Below are 18,069 nucleotides of genomic sequence, written 5' to 3'. Positions count from 1 at the left end.
ACGGACGCCGGCGGCTTCATCGCGCAGCGTCCGTGTTGATGGATGGGTTGGGCCTCATCGCCTCTGTGCCCCCATCTGCGTCTTCATTAGCCTATCGACTTCATTGCAACCACTTTGATAAGGCACGATACGGTCAGCGGCATCGAAATCAAAAATAGAGCGCCATGGATCGACGTCTGTATAGGTGATTAGTTTGCCCATATTCATTGGATCGGCTCGGCTAGGACCGGCGCCAATGAGGGCTTGATCATCGGTGGTCTTCGGATCGCTGTCGCGATCAAAGAGCACAAAGCCCAGTGAACTCTCGCCCTTGTATGCTTCTGGCCTAGGACGTTGCACCCGATATATCGATGCCTTTTTCCCTGTTTCCGCAATCTTTGAAACAATCTTCATTGGTTTGCCGTTCGGAAAAACAATGTTTCCGTTTACATATGCTTGGCGCAATTTATTATTGGCGTCGTAGTCAGCGGATATGTTCCAGCGCCAAATGTAGTAATGGCATAAATCAATATCGTAGATGTACTTCTCGACACTAGAATAATCAGCCTTAACCTTTAGTGTTGCGCGCCCCTCTTCAACAAACACGCGCCTTACATTTGCGCGTGAAGTTCCAAGTGGAAATTTCGCCCGAATCAGCGATGACATTTCGTCGAGCGTTACGACTGACTCAAACGTGAATGTTGATTCAGCGCTGGCTACCGTAGTGCCACAGAAGATGAGCAAAAACGCGACACTGGCAATATACGATTTTTTCATAACCGCTCCGGCGTACGATGAAATTTTCATGAGGCTCAACGTGGAGCTAAGGGGCGCGCCGAAGGCGCGTCCCAGCGACCGGAGGGAGTGAACTTGGCCAGGGTTAGGGCCGCGAACGTTCACGTTTATTACCACTTGCTGGACTATCATTGGCCTGTAATTGATCGAGTTCGCTCAATAGTTTAATGCGATCCTGTTGTTCTTGGGAGGTCATTCGCTTTGGCTTTAAGACGCCAATACCTTTTGCATAAATCAAAAATGATATAAGCATAATCACAAGACCTATTGCAGTCACCAGTTGCATAACTTCAAAAGGAACGCCAAACAATTGGTTCAGCGCAAAACTTGAGACAGCTACGAATAGCGCAAACACAAGCAAGGCCAAGAAACGTTTCAAGTTGGAAGTCTCGTTACGCATAAGGCACAGCCCAAACGTAGAGCTAACCGGCGCTGCGCCGCTTTATTGCGCAGCGCCCAGCGACCGAAGGGAGCGAGGTTGGGCGCCATGTTAGGGAACTCGGCGGTGTAGCCAGATAAAAGCCGTTGCATTCAAGGGCACCCCTACTAAGAAAGTGAAAACCTCAGGCTCAAGCGGCCCAACAGCCATGATGCCGAGAAAGCGCGCATTAGCAACGAGCGAAAACACACAGACTGCCACCAGCAGCGGAGGCAGAAAAGATTGTTTGGAGGAGCAGACGGCAGGCAGTAGGCGCCACAGAAGCCAACCAAGAGGCAATGACACGGCCAGATAGACGGGCGCCCACTCTATAGCCAAGAGCACTTGCCAAAATAGCAGGGAGAGCGGTTCCCTTCGACTGGCCAATGGAGCCTACGAGACCGAACAGCGCCAGAACAGCTGGAGCCGCGAACAGACTAGCACACAGAGCAAAAGTGTCGATTCCGGAAGGCTGTTCCATTAAGTGCCCCAACGACGCTGTAGAAGAAGTATCATCCCCGCATCTTGCCTCAACTGGCCGGGTGCATCAATATCCATCCATCATGATTTGCCGGATGGACAGGATGGCGCGCTACAAACACATCGACACCAGCCCGCGATTCTCGCCATTGACCTGCAACGGCAACTGGAATTAAATCGTGTCTGACCCCATATATATACTTCATCGAAGTAGTCAGTTGGCGTGAACTTCCATTCCAATAGTACGATTGCGCTCATGGGTCGCTCCTTTGATAGCTAACGTGGGAATAACTGTACTACGCGGCTTTTCACGCAGAGCCCGTTGATTCCAAGGTTAGCGGACATTTCGGACGTTCCTCTCCTACCGGGGACACGATGTGGTTTCAATACGGATAGCCTCCGCAACCTCATCATGGAGCATGACGAGTCTTTCCGCGATCTTGGCACCCGTTGAGTTGCGAATATGACTAAGCGTGTGCTCCACCGACCCACGATAGACCTCTCCCTTGTAGTCCAACATCGGACCTCGCTTAGTGAGCTGCTTCATAACCCACCGGTAATGCTTCCGGAGTTTGGGAGGGAAATCCGCCTCAGTGAGTGGATGGAACTCCATGAATGCGTTGAGCAGTCGTGAACGAACATCGCCCGGCAGGACGGCAAGCAAACGGACCGCTCGACTAAGCTTCTCATCAGCGTAGAACCAGCGGCACATCATGCAAAAACCTCCAACGTCCGAGTTGAGCCTCGCAATTTCGTCCGCTCGAATGCGTTGGTGGATGGAGCCCTATTCATTTGTATCTGGTCGCCGAACGATGCGAGCGCCACCGTTCCTCAAAAATTCTGGCGCGGTCTCGGAGGCTATCAGGACACCACTGAAGCGCCCCATCACCAACGATACGGAGCGGAATCCGAGCGGCCTCAAGCACGCGGGCGATGGTAGCGGGGTCGCCACGTAACCGTATACGTCTTCGAGGTTCACGTAGAAGAGAAGGTCCATCTTCGCTCGTTCGCTAGGGCCATACTTGAAACACAGCTTCTTGACCTGTTCCTCGATCAGGACATAGATCTCGCCATAAGTAATGTCCTTTGGCGTAGCAGGCTCTAGAAGTTCACTTGGCGTAGTGGCAGCATTGGCCGTTTCGAGTGAAGCCTTGTATTCAGCGTGACGTCTACGGCCCGGGTCGAGAATTTCCTTTATCTCGAATTCTGCCTCCCGAAAACGTACGTCGGGCGGGTCGTCCTTAACGTGGATAAGCTCCGAATACTGGAACTCCAGGCCAAGGTTGGTTAAAAACTCCTTCGCAACCCAAAGCTCTCGCTCCCCTCGATTCCCTGAAGAAAAGAAACGAACGGACTCCTCGCGCGCCTTTCGAACCGCAGCCAGATATTCTTCATCGGTCATCTCGTCACCGGCCATGGATACCTTCTAACATAAAGTTAGACTCCAATAAATAACTTAACATTTTTATTGGGCTGGTTTATAAACACGGAATCAAGTCAAAACTTGATTATAAATCAACGCAATGCGTTTTTTTCGGGTATTCAGCCGCTTATTACCGCCACCCGGCATGACTACAGCTCGTTGCGCCACTCCTGGTCTTCCGAGTCGAACAAGCGGTCCGCGTCGTGCAGCCCCCAGGTTCCCGCCGGGTAAGTGTGGATGAATTCGCGCTCCTGCTCCCAGTATTTGAGAATCGGGTCGACCACGCGCCATGACCATTCCACTTCGTCGAAGCGGATGAACAGGGTCCGGTCGCCCTCGATCACGTCCAGCAGCAGCGCCTCGTAGGCGTCGAGCGGCGCTTCGTGCGCCTTGCGATAGGAGGCGTTCATCTGGATCACGCGCGTTTCCATCCCCAGGCCGGGCTGCTTGGCGTGGATTTCCATGTGCATGCTCTCCGAGGGCTGGATGGAAAGAATCACCCAGTTGGGCTCGATGGTCTCCACTGAAGTTTCGCGGAACAGTTGCTGCGGCGGGTGGCGGAAGCGGATGGCGATCATCGACATCTGCTTCGGCATGCGTTTGCCGGTGCGCAGGTAAAACGGCACGCCGCGCCAGCGCCAGTTGTCGATGTAGAACTTGGCGGCGACGAAAGTCTCGGTGGCAGAATTTTTCTCCACCCCCTCCTCCTGCTGGTAGCCCACCACCGGTTCGCCGTTGATGGTGCCGGCCGCGTACTGGGCACGGAAGGCGTGTGCATTGATCGCGCGCTTGGCGATCGGACGGATCGAGCGCAGCACCTTGACCTTCTCGTCGCGCAACGCATCCGCTTCCATCGCCGGAGGAGGCTCCATCGCCACCACCGTCAGCAGCTGCATGAGGTGGTTCTGCAGCATGTCGCGCAGCGCGCCGGCCTTGTCGTAATAGTCGGCGCGTTTCTCGATCCCCACCTCCTCGGCCACGGTGATCTGCACGTGGTCGATGAAATTGCGGTTCCACAGCGGTTCGATCAGGGTGTTGGCAAAGCGGAACACCAGCAGGTTCTGCACCGTTTCCTTGCCCAGGTAGTGGTCGATGCGGAACACCTGCTCCTCGTCGAAATGGCGGTGCAGCAGCTCGTTGAGCATGCGCGCGCTCTCGATATCCTCGCCGAAGGGCTTTTCCACCACCACGCGGTGCAGGCCGCGCGGCTTGTTGAGCCCGACCGCATCCAGGTTGTTGATGACGGCGCCGAATTCGGTGGGCTTGATGGCCAGGTAAAACACCACGTTGGAGCATACGCCGCACTTCGGCCGGCTTAACACCTCCAGCAAGCGCCGGTAGGCTTCGGGGTCATGCAGTTCGCCCTGGACATAGCAGAACCGGGCGGCAAAACGCTCGAAAACAGCGTCATCGAAGCGCTCGCCGAGCTTGCTCTGCAGGCTCAGCTTCATGTGCGCGAGCCATTCTTCCTGCCCCCACTCGCGCCGGGAAAAGGCGATGAAGCTCATGTTTTCCTGGATACGCTTCTTGACTTCGAGGTGATAGAGAGCCGGCAGCAGCTTGTTGGAAGATAGATTGCCGGTGGCGCCGAAAATCACGAAACTGCACGGCTGAAGCGCTTGGGCCGGCTTCATTTTTCGCCGTCCTTCACGGCGTGGCCGCCGAAACCCTTGCGCATCATGGCCAGCAGACGGGCCGGGTAATCGTTGGCGCCCTGGGTGGCGAAACGCATCATCAGCGCCAGCGACATCACCGGGGCGGGAACCCCCTGCTCGATTGCCTCGAAAGCTGTCCAGCGCCCTTCGCCCGAATCCGCCACAAAGGGCGCGATGGCATCGAGCGATTGGTCCTGTTGCAGGAATTCCGCGCTCAGGTCGAGCAGCCAGGAACGCACCACGCTGCCGTGGCGCCACATTTCGGCGATCGCGGCCAGGTCCAGGTCGAATTCCGCCTTGCCCTTCATCAGCCCGAAGCCTTCCGCGAAGGCCTGCATCATGCCGTACTCAATGCCGTTGTGAATCATTTTCACGAAGTGTCCGGAACCGGCCGGACCGCAATGCAGCCAGCCCTTGTCGGGCGCGGGAGCGAGAATTTTCAGGAAGGGTTCGAGTTGCTCAACGGCATTCTGCTCGCCGCCCACCATCATGGCGTAGCCGTTCTTCAGCCCCCAAACGCCGCCGGAAACCCCCACATCCACGAAGCGGATGCCCTGAGCCGCCAGTTCACCGGCGCGGCGCTGGCTATCCTTGTAAAACGCATTGGCGCCGTCCACCAGGACATCTCCCGCCTGCAGCATGGGAAGGAGCATGTCGATGGTCTGCTGGGTAGCCTCGCCCGCCGGGAGCATCAGCCAGACAATGCGCGGTGCGGCGCCCAGCTCCTCCATCAGTTGCGGCAATGTCTCCGCAGCCCGCAGACCGGTTTCCGCCGCCAGGTCGCGCGTCACCGCGCAATTGCGGTTGTGCGCGACCACCTCCGCCCCGCCCTGCCGCAAGCGCCGCGCCATGTTGCCACCCATGCGGCCCAGGCCGATCATGCCGATTTTTTTCATGCGTTTCCCTCAAAATGGACTTCAACATGCTGCGATTACAGGCGTCATTCACGCATCATTTCAGCCAGGCGCCGATTCTCCAGCACGAGATCGCGGGACACCAGGGCTTGCATGACGGCCGCGTTGAGCTGGTAAATGTTCCAGGACCTGCGCATGGCGTCCGCTTTGAGTTCGTAGTTCACCCACGAAATATGGAGAAAGCTGTCCACGTGCGCTTCATTGACGGCTTGCGACAGCGTATTCATGTCCGGACTGGCGCTGATCAGGATGCATGCTGCATCCGGATGGATTTTGCGCAATTCGCCGAGAAAAGTGATGCCGTCCATTTCCGGCAGCTTGTAGGCCACGATGGCCAGTTCATAGGGGGTTTTCGCGATGTGTTCCAGCGCTTCCAGCCCTGATCCGAAGCAATCCACCACATACTTGAAGTCGTGGTGCCCACCCGCCTCGCTCTGGCCAAAATCCCGCCGCATCGCGTTATACATGCCGCCATAAGCGGCTGGCTGAGTCAGCCCGTTGAAAACCAGCTTCAGCGCGGCCTCGTCGCCGTCCACCAGAATGATGCGGTGAACCCTATCCACCGTGCGACATTGCTGCTGGGCGTGGGTGTTGCGGTAGGCATCCGCCAGGCGGGTGTTTTCCAGGGTGATGCGACGGTAGTCCAGGGCCTGGACGATGGCGATTTTCAGTTCCGATTCGTCCCAGGGCTTGGCGATGAAGCGGTATATATGCGTTTCATTGATCGCGCCGAGCAGGCCGTCGATATCCACCTGGCCGCTCAATATCATGCGCGCCGCATCCGGCTGGATCTCGCCGAACTGCTTGAGAAACTGGGTGCCCTTGAGTTCCGGCATCTGGTAATCGGAAATCACCAGATCGAATTTAACCTCGCGGCCGCGCTGAAGTGCTGCGACAGGAGAAATGAAAGCTTCGATCTCGTATTTCCCATGCAACTCGCGTTGCAAGGCATTGAGCACATTCTGTTCGTCGTCGACCAGCAATATTCTGTACATAATCGTCACCTTCATATTTTGAGGGCATTACGCCAGTTTCACCGGGCGTCACACCGGAAATCTTACTCTCTTGCCATTTTTTTTCGACCTCGATCTCGCCGTAATGTTTCTGGATGGGGCGATTCGAGTTGAATTATGCACTCACCCGACAAGGCCACCCCTTTTGACCTTGAGCTTATTCGCCACTTCCAGCATCATTGCATTTATGAAGATCGAACTTACATCTCGCATGCGCCATGGCTTCGCTATGGCCCTGGTCATCCTGTGCGCCATCGGCATCAATGCCTCCATGGCTGCTGACAAAACCGCTCACGCTGCCCGCAAATTTCACAAGGTCGTGTTCCAGGTCAGCGACGACGACCCGCGCAAATGGAACCTGACACTGATCAACGCCAAAAACGTACAGGCGGAGCTGGGCAAAAACAACGTGGCAATCGAAATCGTGGCGTACGGACCCGCCATCGACATGCTCAGGATCGAGTCGCAAGTCGAGCCCCGGGTCGACGAGGCGATCAAGAGCGGGATCAAGGTCGTCGCCTGCGAGAACACCATGCACGGCCTGCAACTCACCCCGGCAGACATGCTGCCCCATATTCATTACACCCGCACCGGCGTGGTATACCTGATGGAGAAACAGGAACAGGGCTACTCCTACATCCGCCCCTGACCTCCTCCTCAGCAATAATTACAATCGGTAGAAACCGCAGGAATCATTCATGCAGCCCCCAAACTCCCTCAAGGTACTTTTCGTCACGCCGGAAGTCACGCCCCTGCTCAAGACCGGCGGTCTGGCCGATGTCAGCGCCGCGCTTCCCGCCGCCTTGCGCGAGCTGGGCGTGGATGTGCGCATCCTGCTGCCGGGTTACCCCAAGGTGATGGATGCCCTGCCCGACAAGCGCCTCGCCGTGAGCATGACGCATACCGGCTTCCACGGCGAGGTTCGATTGCTCGAAGCGGAGTTGCCGGGTAGCGGCGTGCCGCTGCTGATCATCGACTATCCGCAGTTCTACGAGCGCGACGGCGGCCCGTACATTGACCATAACGGCCACGACTGGGTGGACAACGCCCAGCGATTTGCCCTGCTTTCCAAGGTCGGGGCCATTCTGGGCAGTTCGGCCAGCCCCCTCGACTGGCGCCCGGATATCGTGCAATGCAACGACTGGCAAAGCGGCCTGACGCCGGCCTATCTGCATTTCAGCCCGCCTCCCAGCGCCGCCACCGTCATGACCATTCACAACATGGCGTTCCAGGGATGTTTCCCGCCGCTGCTCACCACCGCTTTGGGCCTGCCGCCATCCAGCTACGGCATTAACGGGGTGGAATACTACGGCCAGATTTCGTTTCTCAAGGCGGGGCTGTATTACGCCAACCACATCACCACGGTAAGCCCGACCTATGCCGAGGAAATCCAGGAGGAGCCGCTGGGCTTCGGCATGCAGGGCTTGCTGGCTCAGCGTTACCTGGACCTCACCGGCATCGTCAACGGGATCGACGGACACGAGTGGAACCCGGCCACGGACAAACTCCTCCCGCACAACTACAGCGTCGACGATCTGTCCGGCAAGGCCGCCAACAAGCGCGCGCTGCAACACAAACTGGGCCTGGAGGAAAATCCGGACATTCCCTTGCTGGGGGTCATCAGTCGCCTGACTTACCAGAAGGGCCTGGACCTCCTGCCCGCCATCGCGCCCGCCCTGCTTGAGCACCCGGTGCAGATTGTCATTCTGGGCAGCGGCGAAGCGGCGCTGGAGGAAGAATTCATCGCGCTCGCTCAGGCATATCCGGATCAGATCGCTGCAGTCATCGGTTTCAATGAAGGGTTATCGCATCTGATCGAAGCCGGCGCTGACATTTTTCTCATGCCTTCGCGCTTCGAGCCTTGCGGCCTGAACCAGATGTACAGCCAGTGTTACGGCACGCCACCAATCGTACACGCGACAGGAGGACTGGTGGACACAGTGGTGGATGCCACCCCGGAAAACATCGCCAACGGCACGGCCACCGGTTTCGTTTTCAGGCACACCACCGTGAATGGCCTGCAGGACTGCATCGAACGAGCGCTGGACGCGTATGGCGACAAGGACCGCTGGCACAAAATACAATACAATGGCATGAGCCGCGACTTCAGCTGGAACAGGAGCGCCGAGGAATACCTGGCGCTGTATGGGGCGGTCCTACAACGCGTTTAGTGCTAGGAGCAGACATCATGAAGCACGCTGGCCTGATCTGGAACGAATCTCAGCATGGCATTGGCATTACCTCTCTCGACGAGCAACACCGGCAGATCGTCGAACAGGTCAATCGAGTAATTTCAGCCATTGAGGATGGTGCCAGCAGCGAAGTCATGCATGAATTGATGGACGGTCTCGTTCTCCTCGCCCGTCAGCACTTCGGTTTCGAGGAGCGTCTCATGAGCGAATATGGCTTTCCCGGCCTGGAAGGCCATGCCCGGGAGCATCTCGGACTGCTTCAGAAACTCGACATGTTCAATGAAACGCTGTTCTTCTCCGATCCCCACAGATTGAAGCTGATTCTCGCCTTCGTCACCGATTGGGCGGAATTGCACCTCCTCAAGGGGGAAAAAGTCCTGGGAGAATACCTGGCTTCCAAAGGGCTCAGCTAAGGAACCCCTGATCAAGTCAAACGCGGATCGCGTTACATCGAAAACGGGCTTGAGCAAGGCGCGCGACGAAGGTCGTAGCCGAGCCTACGACGCCGAGGAGCGCAACGCGGCGCAAGTCCGTTTTCGATGTAACCCGGAGGGACGTGGTTTTGCGGGCGCCATGCGGCGTCGCGAGGCGCTGGTGCAGAGTGACTGCACGGCGCACCTCACTTCTTGCATGGCACCCGCAAAACCACGTCGCGACCGCGTTTGACTTGATCAGGGGCTCCCAGCATTACAGCCATTGCATCAGTCCCATTTCCAGCGGGTGCGTCAGCAGTTCGTGGGACGGGTAAGCGCGGATTTTGTAATCCAGTCTGCCGCACAGATCGGGCGACAATTCGAGCGAGAAGAAATGCTCGCCCGTTTCCGCGTTCATGTTCTGGAAACTGAAGGTGAAGTGCAGGTAATCCGACATGTCCTGCTTGTTGGGCCGGCGCAGCAGCAATTCCACCAGCACATCGTCCGCTTCCAGCCCCTTCATCTTGAGTGCCACGTCGAATCTCACCGCATCGCCGAAGTGGATGCGTTTGGACGCGTTGTACAAGAGGCGCAGGGAGACGTCCGGCCAAGCGCTGCGAATTCTATTTTTCCATGCAGACAAAAGCTTCGCGCCGGCGAAATTTTCTTGCTCATAGCGTCGCCCCTGATGGCTGGCGGGCACATAGAATTTGCTGACATATTCGCCCACCATGCGGGCTGAATTGAAACGCGGCAGGATAGTGGCCATGGAACGCTTGGACATCTTCACCCAGTCGGGCGAATAGCCCATTTTGCCACGCTCGTAGTAGGCGGGCAGCACACGGTCCTGGAGTATTTCGTACAAGGTCTGAGACTCCTCCTTGTTGCGGCGATAATCCTCCATGTAGGTCGGCGCAGGTTTGATCGCCCAGCCGTTGGTACCATCGTAACCTTCGCCCCACCAGCCATCCAGGACGGACAGATTGATGGCGCCGTTCATGCCTGCCTTCATGCCGGATGTGCCGCTCGCCTCCAGCGGGTAAACCGGGTTATTGAGCCATACATCCACGCCCGACACCAAGCGCCGCGCCAGGCCGAGATCATAGCCTTCCACCATCAACACCTTGCCCTCGAACTCGGGCATGTGGGAAATGCTGGTGATCTGGCGGATCAGGTCCTGTCCGGGCTGGTCGGCCGGGTGGGCCTTGCCGGCAAAGAGGAAGACCACCGGACGATTGGTATCGGAGATGATTTCCTTGAGCCAGGTGAGGTTCTCGAACAACAGCGCGGCGCGCTTGTAAGTGGCAAAACGGCGCGCGAAACCGATGGTAAGCACATTGGGGTCGAAACTGTCGACGTGCTTCAGTACCCGGTCCAGGTGGGATTCGCTGCCGTGCTGGCGGAAGTGCTGGGCGCTCTTGCGGAAGCGGACCAATTGCAGCATCTGCGCCTTGAGCGACTGGCGCACGCTCCAGAACAGCTGATCCGGAATCTCGTCGATGCGGCTCCAGAATCCCGGGTCCGACAGGCGGTGGCGCCACTCATAACCGAATACGTTATCGAACAGGTCGGCCCATTCCTGTGCCAGGAAGGTCGCCACATGCACACCATTGGTGACATGCGACATGGGGTTCTCTTCCGGCAGCACATCCGGCCACAGCGTCGAACAGATATGCGAGGAAACCTTGCCGTGAATCCGGCTCACCCCGTTCTGGTGGCGCGAACCGCGAATCGCCAGCGCCGTCATGTTGAATTCCGGGCTTTCCGGCGTCAGGCCCAGATTCATGAGATCGGCCGTGCTGATTTTCAAATCGAGGCAGAAACTCTGGAAATAGTCCGTGATCATCTTCTCGGTAAAGTGATCGTGCCCCGCCGGCACCGGGGTATGGGTGGTAAACACGGTATTGGCGGCCACGGCTTCAAGCGCGCTGGCAAAATCCAGGCCCTGCCTGGTTACCAGTTGGCGCACCCGTTCCAGAATGAGGAAAGCCGCATGGCCTTCGTTGATGTGCCACACCGACGGCTTCAGGCCCAGTTCCTGCAACGCTCTTACGCCGCCTACACCCAGAATGATTTCCTGCATCAAGCGCATGGTCCGGTCGCCGCCATAAAGCTGGTGCGCAATATCGCGGTCTTCGGGGGCATTTACTTCCAGGTCGGTATCGAGCAGGTACAGGCGCACGTGCCCCGCGATGGCCTGCCAGACTTTTACCGTCACCTGCCTTCCCGGCAGTTCCACGGTGATGTGCACCTCGCTGCCGTCGTCGCGCAGCGCCGGCGCAACCGGCAAATCGGCGAAGTCCGAGTCGGTATGAGTCGCGATCTGGTTCCCGTCGTTGTCTATGGTCTGGGTGAAGTAACCCTGACGGTACAGCAGGCCGACCGCCACGAAGGGCACGTACATGTCGCTGGCCGCCTTGCAGTGGTCGCCGGCAAGAATACCCAGCCCGCCGGAATAGATGGGGAAGCTCTCGTGAAAACCGAATTCGGCGCAGAAATAAGCCACCAGGTCGACTTCCTTGAGATGTGCCTCACCGTTATGGTGCACCATCTCGTGGTGGTAGGTGTCGAATGCCGACAGAACGCGGTTGTAGGTAGCCAGGAACACCTGGTCTTCGACCGCGTCCAGCAGGCGCTTTTCGTCGACGCGGCGCAGGAAAACCTTCGGGTTGTGCGCCACCGCATCCCACAGCCCGGGATGCAGGCGCGCGAACAGGGTGCGGGTCGGCTTGTCCCAACTGTACCAGAGGTTGTTGGCAAGCTCTTCCAGGCGAATCAGCTTGCGCGGGATCTTGGGATTGACTTCGAGAGTGAACGTCGTGCCTTGTTTCATGTTTATCCTTCAGTCGTGACAACCGGTACCGGGCATGCAAATCCCATGCCCGCAATCAAACCTTGATGAAGTGCTCGCGGTAATACTTGAGTTCGTTGATGGATTCATAAATATCCGCCAGCGCTTCGTGCTTGTTTTCCTTCTTGAAGCCGTCATACAGCGACGGCTGCCAGCGCCGCGCCAGTTCCTTGATGGTACTCACATCCAGGTTGCGGTAGTGGAAGTAGGCTTCCAGCTTGGGCATGTACTTGGCCATGAAACGCCGGTCCTGGCAGATGGAGTTGCCGCACATGGGCGATTTCCCCGCACCGACGTGCTGCTGGAGAAAATCGATCATCAGCGCTTCCACCTCGGCATCGCCCAGCCGGGATGCCTTGACCTTGTCGATCAGGCCGGATTTGCCGTGCGTGCCCTTGTTCCAGTTGTCCATGCCGTTCAGCACTGCGTCGGACTGGTGCACCACCAGCACCGGCGCTTCCGCCACAGTATTCAACTGAGCATCGGTCACCACTAGGGCGACCTCGAGAATGCGGTCGTTTTCCGGGCTGAGGCCGCTCATCTCCATGTCCAGCCAGATAAGGTGGTTGCTGTTTTCTTGTGCCATACTCTTGTCCCGCGCGAATTAATCCGCATATTGTTGCATGACCCCGTTTATGCGTCACCTTGTCCATTGAGCCTTCATGCCCGTTTTTACCCTGATTTTCATTGCCGCACTGCTCCTTACCACCGCAACCCGTTTATGGTTGGCACAACGCCATTTGCGCCATGTTCGCTCGCATCGCGACACCGTGCCGCCGGATTTTGCCGAACATATCGGGCTTGAGTCGCACCAGAAAGCGGCGGACTACTCCTGCGCCAAGACCCGCCTCGGCGTTGCGCACATCATCGTGGACGCAGCACTGCTGCTTGTTTTCACCCTCGGCGGCGGCATCCAGGCACTCGCCGATTTCTGGCAGGGATTGCTGGGCGCCGGCCTGTGGCGCGGCGTGGCGCTGATCGCCAGCGTCCTGGTGATTTCCAGCTTGCTGGAACTCCCGCTCAGCCTGTACCGCACGTTCGTCATTGACGCACGCTTCAATTTCAACAAGATGACGATCGGCCTGTTTCTCGCCGATCTGCTCAAGCAGACGCTGATCGGCGCCGCACTCGGCATCCCCCTGCTGCTCGGCATGCTATGGCTGATGGAACAAATGGGCACGCACTGGTGGCTCTATGTCTGGTTCGCCTGGATGAGCTTCAATCTGCTGATCCTGTTGCTTTACCCCACGGTAATCGCGCCCATTTTCAACAAGTTCACGCCGCTGCAGGACCAGGCCCTGGCCACGCGCATCGAAACCCTGCTGCAAAAATGCGGCTTCAAATCCCAGGGCCTGTTCGTCATGGACGGCTCGCGGCGCACCAGCCACGGCAACGCCTATTTCAGCGGGCTGGGCGCGTCCAAGCGCATCGTGTTCTTCGACACCCTGCTGTCGCGGCTCAACCACGACGAAATCGAGGCGGTGCTGGCGCATGAGCTCGGCCATTTCAAGCGCCGCCACGTGGTCAAGCGCATTGCGGCGATGTTCGTCCTCAGTCTGGCGGGCCTGTGGCTGCTGGGCTGGCTGATGCCGCAGCCGTGGTTCTACCAGGGGCTCGGCGTCGCCACGCGGAGCACCGATACCGCCCTGCTGCTGTTCCTGCTGATCAGCCCGGTGTTCACCTTCCTGTTCCACCCGCTGTCGAGCCTATTGTCGCGCAAGCATGAATTCGAGGCCGACCGCTATGCGGCAGAAAACGCCAGCGCAAAGCAACTGATTCACGCGCTTGTAAAACTGTACAACGATAATGCCGCAACGCTCACGCCCGACCCGCTGCACTCATTATTTTACGATTCGCACCCGGCTGCGGGCCAAAGGGTGGCGCATTTGCGGGCGTTGATGACACACATTTAACAAATCTGCTGCCACGTATTCCGAGTTATTTGATAAAGTAAGTACCATTGTTTTTTCTCGCATGGAGAACCTCATGAAAATTTTTCTTGTCATCCTGGGCCTGGCCCTGTTTGGCGCTGCGCCGGCTTTTGCCGATATGGACAAGGGCGATGTCAAAATCGGCAAGTCGCTGCACGACAAATCGTGCATCGCCTGCCATGCCTCGAAATACGGCGAAGACGGCAGCAAGATGTACACCCGCGCAGACCATAAGGTCACCAACAGACAACAACTGGTCGCTCGCGTGAAAGCCTGCAACCACAACGTCGGCACCGGCTGGTTTCCGGAAGAAGAAGCCCATGTCGAGGCTTACCTCAATGCCACTTACTACCATTTGAAGTAATGGTGGCGGACATTTCCGGGAAAACCGACATTTGCCGCTTGAAAAACGCCCGCACACCGGGCGTTTTTTGTTTTTACCGGCACCCAGGGATCCGGCAATAGCATGAACACCAGCCTCGAAGGTCAAATCATTGCCGCTTACGGCCGACAGTTCACGGTGGAACTGCCGGACGGAAAACACGTCACCTGCGTCACGCGAGGCAAGAAAAGCGGGGCGGCCTGCGGTGACCGGGTACGCATCGCCCTCACGTCACCCGACCAGGGCGTTATCGAAGCCATACAGCCGCGCCAGTCCCTGCTCTACCGCTCCGATGCCTTCCGGGAAAAAATCATTGCCGCCAATGTCACGCAGATCATCATCGTGCTGGCAGCCGTGCCGAGCTTCTACGAAGACCTGGTGAATCGCTGCCTGGTGGCCGCGGAAGCAGCCAAGATCAAGGCGCTGATCGTGCTCAACAAAGCCGATCTGGTCGCCGAGACGGCGCGCGCCATGGAAACGCTGCAACCCTACCGGAATCTTGGCTACCCCCTGCTGACACTCTGCGCCCACAGCGACATCGCGCCATTGCGGCCTTTCCTGGAAGGCGAAACCAGCGTGCTGGTGGGACAATCCGGCATGGGAAAATCGAGCATCATCAATGCACTGTTCCCCGGCATTAATCTTGAAACACGGGAAATATCCAAAACGCTGGATTCCGGCAAACACACCACCACTTTTGCCAAGATCTACCACCTAGACCCCGACAGCCACATCATCGATTCCCCCGGCCTGCAGGAATTTGGCCTGCATCATCTCAAGCCTGAAGAGATCGACCACGCCTTCATCGAGTTCCGCCCCTACCTCGGTCAATGCAAATTCAACAACTGCCATCACCGCTCTGAACCGGGCTGCGCCGTACTCGCGGCCGTGGAAGCAGGCAGCATCCACCGACGGCGCCTGGCGGCGTTCCACAAGCTGGTTAACGCCTGACCCACCACTTCCTCAACTCCTCCAGCGCCAGCATGGCCAGGGCCATGGGGATCAGCAACAACCACACTTCCCCCGCAATCGGCAACGTGCCGAACAGCGCATTGCCCCACGGGGTATAGTCGATCAGCAGGATCAGGGTAATTTCCGCTGCCACGCCGGCGAGAATCAGTCGGTTGTCGAAGAATCTGCCGGAAAATATAGAATCGCGGTCGCTGCGGCAGACGAATACGTTGACGACCTGCATCACGATGATAGCGCTCAAAGTGGCGGTGGTCGCCTGGAGATAAAGCGCCTCATGATGCGGCAATTTAATGCCGTACTGCCATCCGCCACCATGCAGCACCCAGAAAAAGGCGGCCAGCGCCGCCGCCGCTTCCAAAATGCCGAGAAACAGGTAGGCACGCAATAACAAGGCACGGTTGAGCAAGCGTTCTCCCCGCGCCCGGGGCGGTTTCTGCATGATTCCGGCGTGAGGTTTCTCCGTTCCCAGGCCAAGGGCTGGCAGCATGTCGGTACCCAGATCCACCGCCAGAATCTGAATAACGGTCAGCGGCAAGGGTATCTTGAACAGTACAAAGGCCAGATAGGGCACGACTTCCGGAATATTGGACGTAAGAATATAGGTCAGGAATTTGCGGATATTGTCGAATACCGCACGCCCCTCCTCGATCGCCGCCACGATGCTGGCGAAATTGTCGTCGAGCAGGACCATATCCGCCGCCTCTTTCGCCACATCGGTGCCGGCAATGCCCATGGCGATGCCGATATCCGCCTTTTTCAGCGCCGGCGCATCGTTCACGCCATCCCCGGTCACTGCCACGATATGGCCCTTCTTCTGCAGCGCGAGGACGATGCGCATTTTCTGGTCGGCCTTGAGCCGCGCGAAAATAATCTCCGGCGCATCGAGCTTGAGCTGCAGCTGGGCTGAGGAAAGGTGCTGCATGTCATCACCCGTCACCACCAGCGGTGCAGTACACAGCCCGATTTCGCGCGCGATGGCCACGGCGGTATGGGGATGGTCACCGGTGACGATAATCACCTTGATGCCCGCGGCGTGGCACTTGCGTACGGCTTCAGCCACCTCCGCACGCGGCGGATCCTCCAGCCCCACCAGGCCGCTCAGCGTAAGGCCGCTTTCCAGTTGCTCGTGGGCCTCGCCCTGCGTCACCTTGCGGGACGCGAAGGCCAGCACCCGCAACCCCTGCTCGGCCAGCTCCTGTTCGGCGCGCGACAGGGCTTCCCGCGCCTCCGTGCCAAGCGCCACGCTGCCGCTCTCGGTTTCGATATGGGTGCAGAGCGGCATGACCGTCTGTAGCGCACCCTTGGTATAAAGCACCTGCTCGCTGGCCGTCCGGTACAGCGTGGACATACGCTTGCGGTCGGCGTCGAAGGGCACTTCGTCCAGAACCGGCAGATCAGGCCACACGCCGTTGACTTGCTCGGACATCTGCACCAGCGCCACTTCCATCGGATCGCCCAGCCAGGTGCCGTCGTCCTTGCGATTCAGCATGTGACAATAGCGTGCCGCGGCGAGAAGCTCCCGGTGCGGCTCCGGGTGTTCAAGCAAGCTCTGGGGAGTCTTGTAAGTCCCGTCGATGAAAAGCTTTTTTACTTTCATCTGGTTGAGCGTCAGCGTGCCGGTTTTGTCGGTACAGATGACCGTTGCCGAGCCCAGTGTCTCAACCGACGGCAAATGGCGTACCAGTGCGTTGCGCCTCGCCATGCGCTGGGTCGCCATGGCCAGCGAGAGGGTCACGGTGGGTAACAGACCTTCCGGCACGTTGGCGACGATAATCCCGATGGCAAAAATAAAATTTTCCCAAAAGGACAGGCCCATCGCCTGGCCAATAAAGAAAAAAACCACCCCCAGCCCGATCGACAGGCCCGCCACCAGGTGGGAAAGGTGGACGATTTCGCGTTGTAAGGGCGAAAAACGCTCCTTGGGTGCTTGGGTAAGGTGAGCAATTTTGCCGAATTCGGTATTCATGCCAGTGGTGAACACCACCGCCTTGCCTTCTCCGGCCACCACAGAGGTACCTGCCAGCAGCATGTTTTTGCTGTGCAGCAACTCTTCCACGTTGCTGGGACCGGCATCGCACGCTTTGGGAAGGGACTCTCCAGTGACTGTGGCGGTATTGACGCGCAGGCCATAGGCCTCGACCACGCGACAATCGGCGGGCACGTTGTCGCCTTCCTGCAACAGGACCAGATCACCCGGCACCAAGCGCGCCGCTTCGACCTGCTCCACTCCTCCGCCCCGCGTCACCTTGACCTGGCTCGGCAGCAGCTTGAGTAGCGCCGACAAGGCGCGTTCGGCGCGGTATTCCTGCCAGAATGAAAAAAGCCCGTTGATCAGGATGACGCCGAGGATGGCATAGCCCATCATGGCCATCCCCTGACCCGGTGCACGCCATTCGGCGACAAAAGCCAGTGCTGCGGCGAACCACAGGATCAGGGCAAAGAAGTGGATAAAACCTTTGAGAAACTTGAGCCAGAGTGGCTCAAGCGGCAGGGATTCAACCTGGTTGGGACCGAACTCGATCAAACGGCGCGCGGCCTCCGCCACGGCGAGTCCGTCCGGCCCGCTATGCAGGCTGGCGAAGGCATCTTCCGCGGTCAAGTGATGGATTTTCATCGCCGCCGGTTCGCCGGGAATATGCCGTTAACCCGGC

16 protein-coding genes are annotated in these 18,069 nt (G+C 58.1%); 7 read left to right on the top strand and 9 right to left on the bottom strand.

Annotated features, from left to right (window positions below):
* Positions 1-54 precede the first annotated feature (54 nt).
* The 6 genes from SKTS_RS09575 to SKTS_RS09550 all read right to left on the bottom strand — a co-directional run bounded on the left by SKTS_RS09575 (position 55) and on the right by SKTS_RS09550 (position 6,659).
* Positions 55-756 (bottom strand): hypothetical protein, encoded by a 702-nt coding sequence (locus SKTS_RS09575; protein WP_173063847.1) that lies wholly within the window; start codon positions 754-756, stop codon positions 55-57.
* A 103-nt stretch (positions 757-859) separates the two neighbouring features.
* Complete coding sequence (locus tag SKTS_RS09570) at positions 860-1,153, bottom strand: hypothetical protein (RefSeq protein WP_173063844.1); 294 nt, start codon at positions 1,151-1,153, stop codon at positions 860-862.
* Between the two features lie 1,303 nt (positions 1,154-2,456).
* Positions 2,457-3,089, bottom strand: coding sequence for a DUF1780 domain-containing protein (locus SKTS_RS09565; protein WP_173063841.1), 633 nt, complete (start codon positions 3,087-3,089; stop codon positions 2,457-2,459).
* Positions 3,090-3,244: 155 nt separating this feature from the next.
* Positions 3,245-4,729 carry a glucose-6-phosphate dehydrogenase gene (gene zwf, locus SKTS_RS09560; RefSeq protein ID WP_173063838.1) on the bottom strand — a complete coding sequence of 495 codons (1,485 nt, stop codon included), beginning with the start codon at positions 4,727-4,729 and terminating at the stop codon, positions 3,245-3,247.
* Positions 4,726-5,646: a phosphogluconate dehydrogenase (NAD(+)-dependent, decarboxylating) gene (gnd, locus tag SKTS_RS09555; RefSeq protein ID WP_173063835.1), complete on the bottom strand. Its 921-nt coding sequence runs from the start codon at positions 5,644-5,646 to the stop codon at positions 4,726-4,728. The genes zwf and gnd overlap by 4 nt, the downstream gene beginning before the upstream one ends.
* A gap of 44 nt (positions 5,647-5,690) precedes the next feature.
* Entirely contained in the window at positions 5,691-6,659 is a 969-nt protein-coding gene (locus SKTS_RS09550; protein WP_173063832.1) for a response regulator, read from the bottom strand.
* Positions 6,660-6,864: 205 nt separating this feature from the next.
* Here SKTS_RS09550 and SKTS_RS09545 point away from each other — a divergent pair, with 205 nt between their 5' ends.
* Genes SKTS_RS09545 through SKTS_RS09530 form a run of 4 tightly spaced genes read left to right on the top strand, consistent with a single transcriptional unit; the run spans position 6,865 to position 9,535 of the window.
* Positions 6,865-7,326: a DsrE family protein gene (locus SKTS_RS09545; protein ID WP_244617302.1), complete on the top strand. Its 462-nt coding sequence runs from the start codon at positions 6,865-6,867 to the stop codon at positions 7,324-7,326.
* A 49-nt stretch (positions 7,327-7,375) separates the two neighbouring features.
* Complete coding sequence (gene glgA / locus SKTS_RS09540) at positions 7,376-8,848, top strand: glycogen synthase GlgA (RefSeq protein WP_173063829.1); 1,473 nt, start codon at positions 7,376-7,378, stop codon at positions 8,846-8,848.
* 17 nt (positions 8,849-8,865) lie between these two features.
* Positions 8,866-9,282 carry a bacteriohemerythrin gene (locus SKTS_RS09535; protein WP_173063827.1) on the top strand — a complete coding sequence of 139 codons (417 nt, stop codon included), beginning with the start codon at positions 8,866-8,868 and terminating at the stop codon, positions 9,280-9,282.
* A 49-nt stretch (positions 9,283-9,331) separates the two neighbouring features.
* Positions 9,332-9,535, top strand: a complete 204-nt coding sequence (locus SKTS_RS09530) for a hypothetical protein (RefSeq protein ID WP_173063824.1) — start codon at positions 9,332-9,334, stop codon at positions 9,533-9,535.
* A 21-nt stretch (positions 9,536-9,556) separates the two neighbouring features.
* Here the strand turns inward: SKTS_RS09530 and glgP are convergent, their stop codons facing one another.
* Together glgP and orn are read right to left on the bottom strand one after the other, a co-directional pair.
* Positions 9,557-12,115: an alpha-glucan family phosphorylase gene (glgP, locus tag SKTS_RS09525; RefSeq protein ID WP_173063821.1), complete on the bottom strand. Its 2,559-nt coding sequence runs from the start codon at positions 12,113-12,115 to the stop codon at positions 9,557-9,559.
* 55 nt (positions 12,116-12,170) lie between these two features.
* Entirely contained in the window at positions 12,171-12,719 is a 549-nt protein-coding gene (orn, locus tag SKTS_RS09520; protein WP_173063819.1) for an oligoribonuclease, read from the bottom strand.
* Between the two features lie 76 nt (positions 12,720-12,795).
* Between orn and SKTS_RS09515 the strand changes: the two genes are divergently transcribed.
* The 3 genes from SKTS_RS09515 (at position 12,796) to rsgA (ending at position 15,397) form a co-directional block, all read left to right on the top strand.
* Positions 12,796-14,046, top strand: coding sequence for a M48 family metallopeptidase (locus SKTS_RS09515; RefSeq protein ID WP_173063816.1), 1,251 nt, complete (start codon positions 12,796-12,798; stop codon positions 14,044-14,046).
* Positions 14,047-14,119: 73 nt separating this feature from the next.
* The gene (locus SKTS_RS09510; RefSeq protein ID WP_244617301.1) at positions 14,120-14,428 is read left to right on the top strand and encodes a cytochrome c; all 309 of its coding nucleotides are present in this window, start codon (positions 14,120-14,122) and stop codon (positions 14,426-14,428) included.
* Between the two features lie 102 nt (positions 14,429-14,530).
* Complete coding sequence (rsgA, locus tag SKTS_RS09505; RefSeq protein WP_173063810.1) at positions 14,531-15,397, top strand: ribosome small subunit-dependent GTPase A; 867 nt, start codon at positions 14,531-14,533, stop codon at positions 15,395-15,397.
* Here the strand turns inward: rsgA and SKTS_RS09500 are convergent.
* Positions 15,387-18,032: a cation-translocating P-type ATPase gene (locus tag SKTS_RS09500; RefSeq protein WP_173063807.1), complete on the bottom strand. Its 2,646-nt coding sequence runs from the start codon at positions 18,030-18,032 to the stop codon at positions 15,387-15,389. The two genes, rsgA and SKTS_RS09500, sit on opposite strands and share 11 nt — an antisense overlap.
* Positions 18,033-18,069: the final 37 nt, after the last annotated feature.

It is taken from the genome of Sulfurimicrobium lacus (assembly GCF_011764585.1).
GTDB lineage: Bacteria > Pseudomonadota > Gammaproteobacteria > Burkholderiales > Sulfuricellaceae > Sulfurimicrobium > Sulfurimicrobium lacus.
Note: the sequence above shows the minus strand (reverse complement) of the source record. Positions and strands in the feature narration are given on the sequence as shown.

Bases quoted from the DNA above. Each gene is read 5' to 3' on its own strand.
- orn (WP_173063819.1), bottom strand. From the start codon at position 12,719: ATGGCACAAGAAAACAGCAACCACCTTATCTGGCTGGACATGGAGATG.
- SKTS_RS09535 (WP_173063827.1), top strand. From the start codon at position 8,866: ATGAAGCACGCTGGCCTGATCTGGAACGAATCTCAGCATGGCATTGGC.
- SKTS_RS09545 (WP_244617302.1), top strand. From the start codon at position 6,865: ATGAAGATCGAACTTACATCTCGCATGCGCCATGGCTTCGCTATGGCC.
- gnd (WP_173063835.1), bottom strand. From the start codon at position 5,646: ATGAAAAAAATCGGCATGATCGGCCTGGGCCGCATGGGTGGCAACATG.
- glgA (WP_173063829.1), top strand. From the start codon at position 7,376: ATGCAGCCCCCAAACTCCCTCAAGGTACTTTTCGTCACGCCGGAAGTC.
- SKTS_RS09515 (WP_173063816.1), top strand. From the start codon at position 12,796: ATGCCCGTTTTTACCCTGATTTTCATTGCCGCACTGCTCCTTACCACC.
- SKTS_RS09500 (WP_173063807.1), bottom strand. From the start codon at position 18,032: ATGAAAATCCATCACTTGACCGCGGAAGATGCCTTCGCCAGCCTGCAT.
- glgP (WP_173063821.1), bottom strand. From the start codon at position 12,115: ATGAAACAAGGCACGACGTTCACTCTCGAAGTCAATCCCAAGATCCCG.
- rsgA (WP_173063810.1), top strand. From the start codon at position 14,531: ATGAACACCAGCCTCGAAGGTCAAATCATTGCCGCTTACGGCCGACAG.
- SKTS_RS09575 (WP_173063847.1), bottom strand. From the start codon at position 756: ATGAAAAAATCGTATATTGCCAGTGTCGCGTTTTTGCTCATCTTCTGT.
- SKTS_RS09510 (WP_244617301.1), top strand. From the start codon at position 14,120: ATGAAAATTTTTCTTGTCATCCTGGGCCTGGCCCTGTTTGGCGCTGCG.
- SKTS_RS09565 (WP_173063841.1), bottom strand. From the start codon at position 3,089: ATGGCCGGTGACGAGATGACCGATGAAGAATATCTGGCTGCGGTTCGA.
- SKTS_RS09550 (WP_173063832.1), bottom strand. From the start codon at position 6,659: ATGTACAGAATATTGCTGGTCGACGACGAACAGAATGTGCTCAATGCC.
- zwf (WP_173063838.1), bottom strand. From the start codon at position 4,729: ATGAAGCCGGCCCAAGCGCTTCAGCCGTGCAGTTTCGTGATTTTCGGC.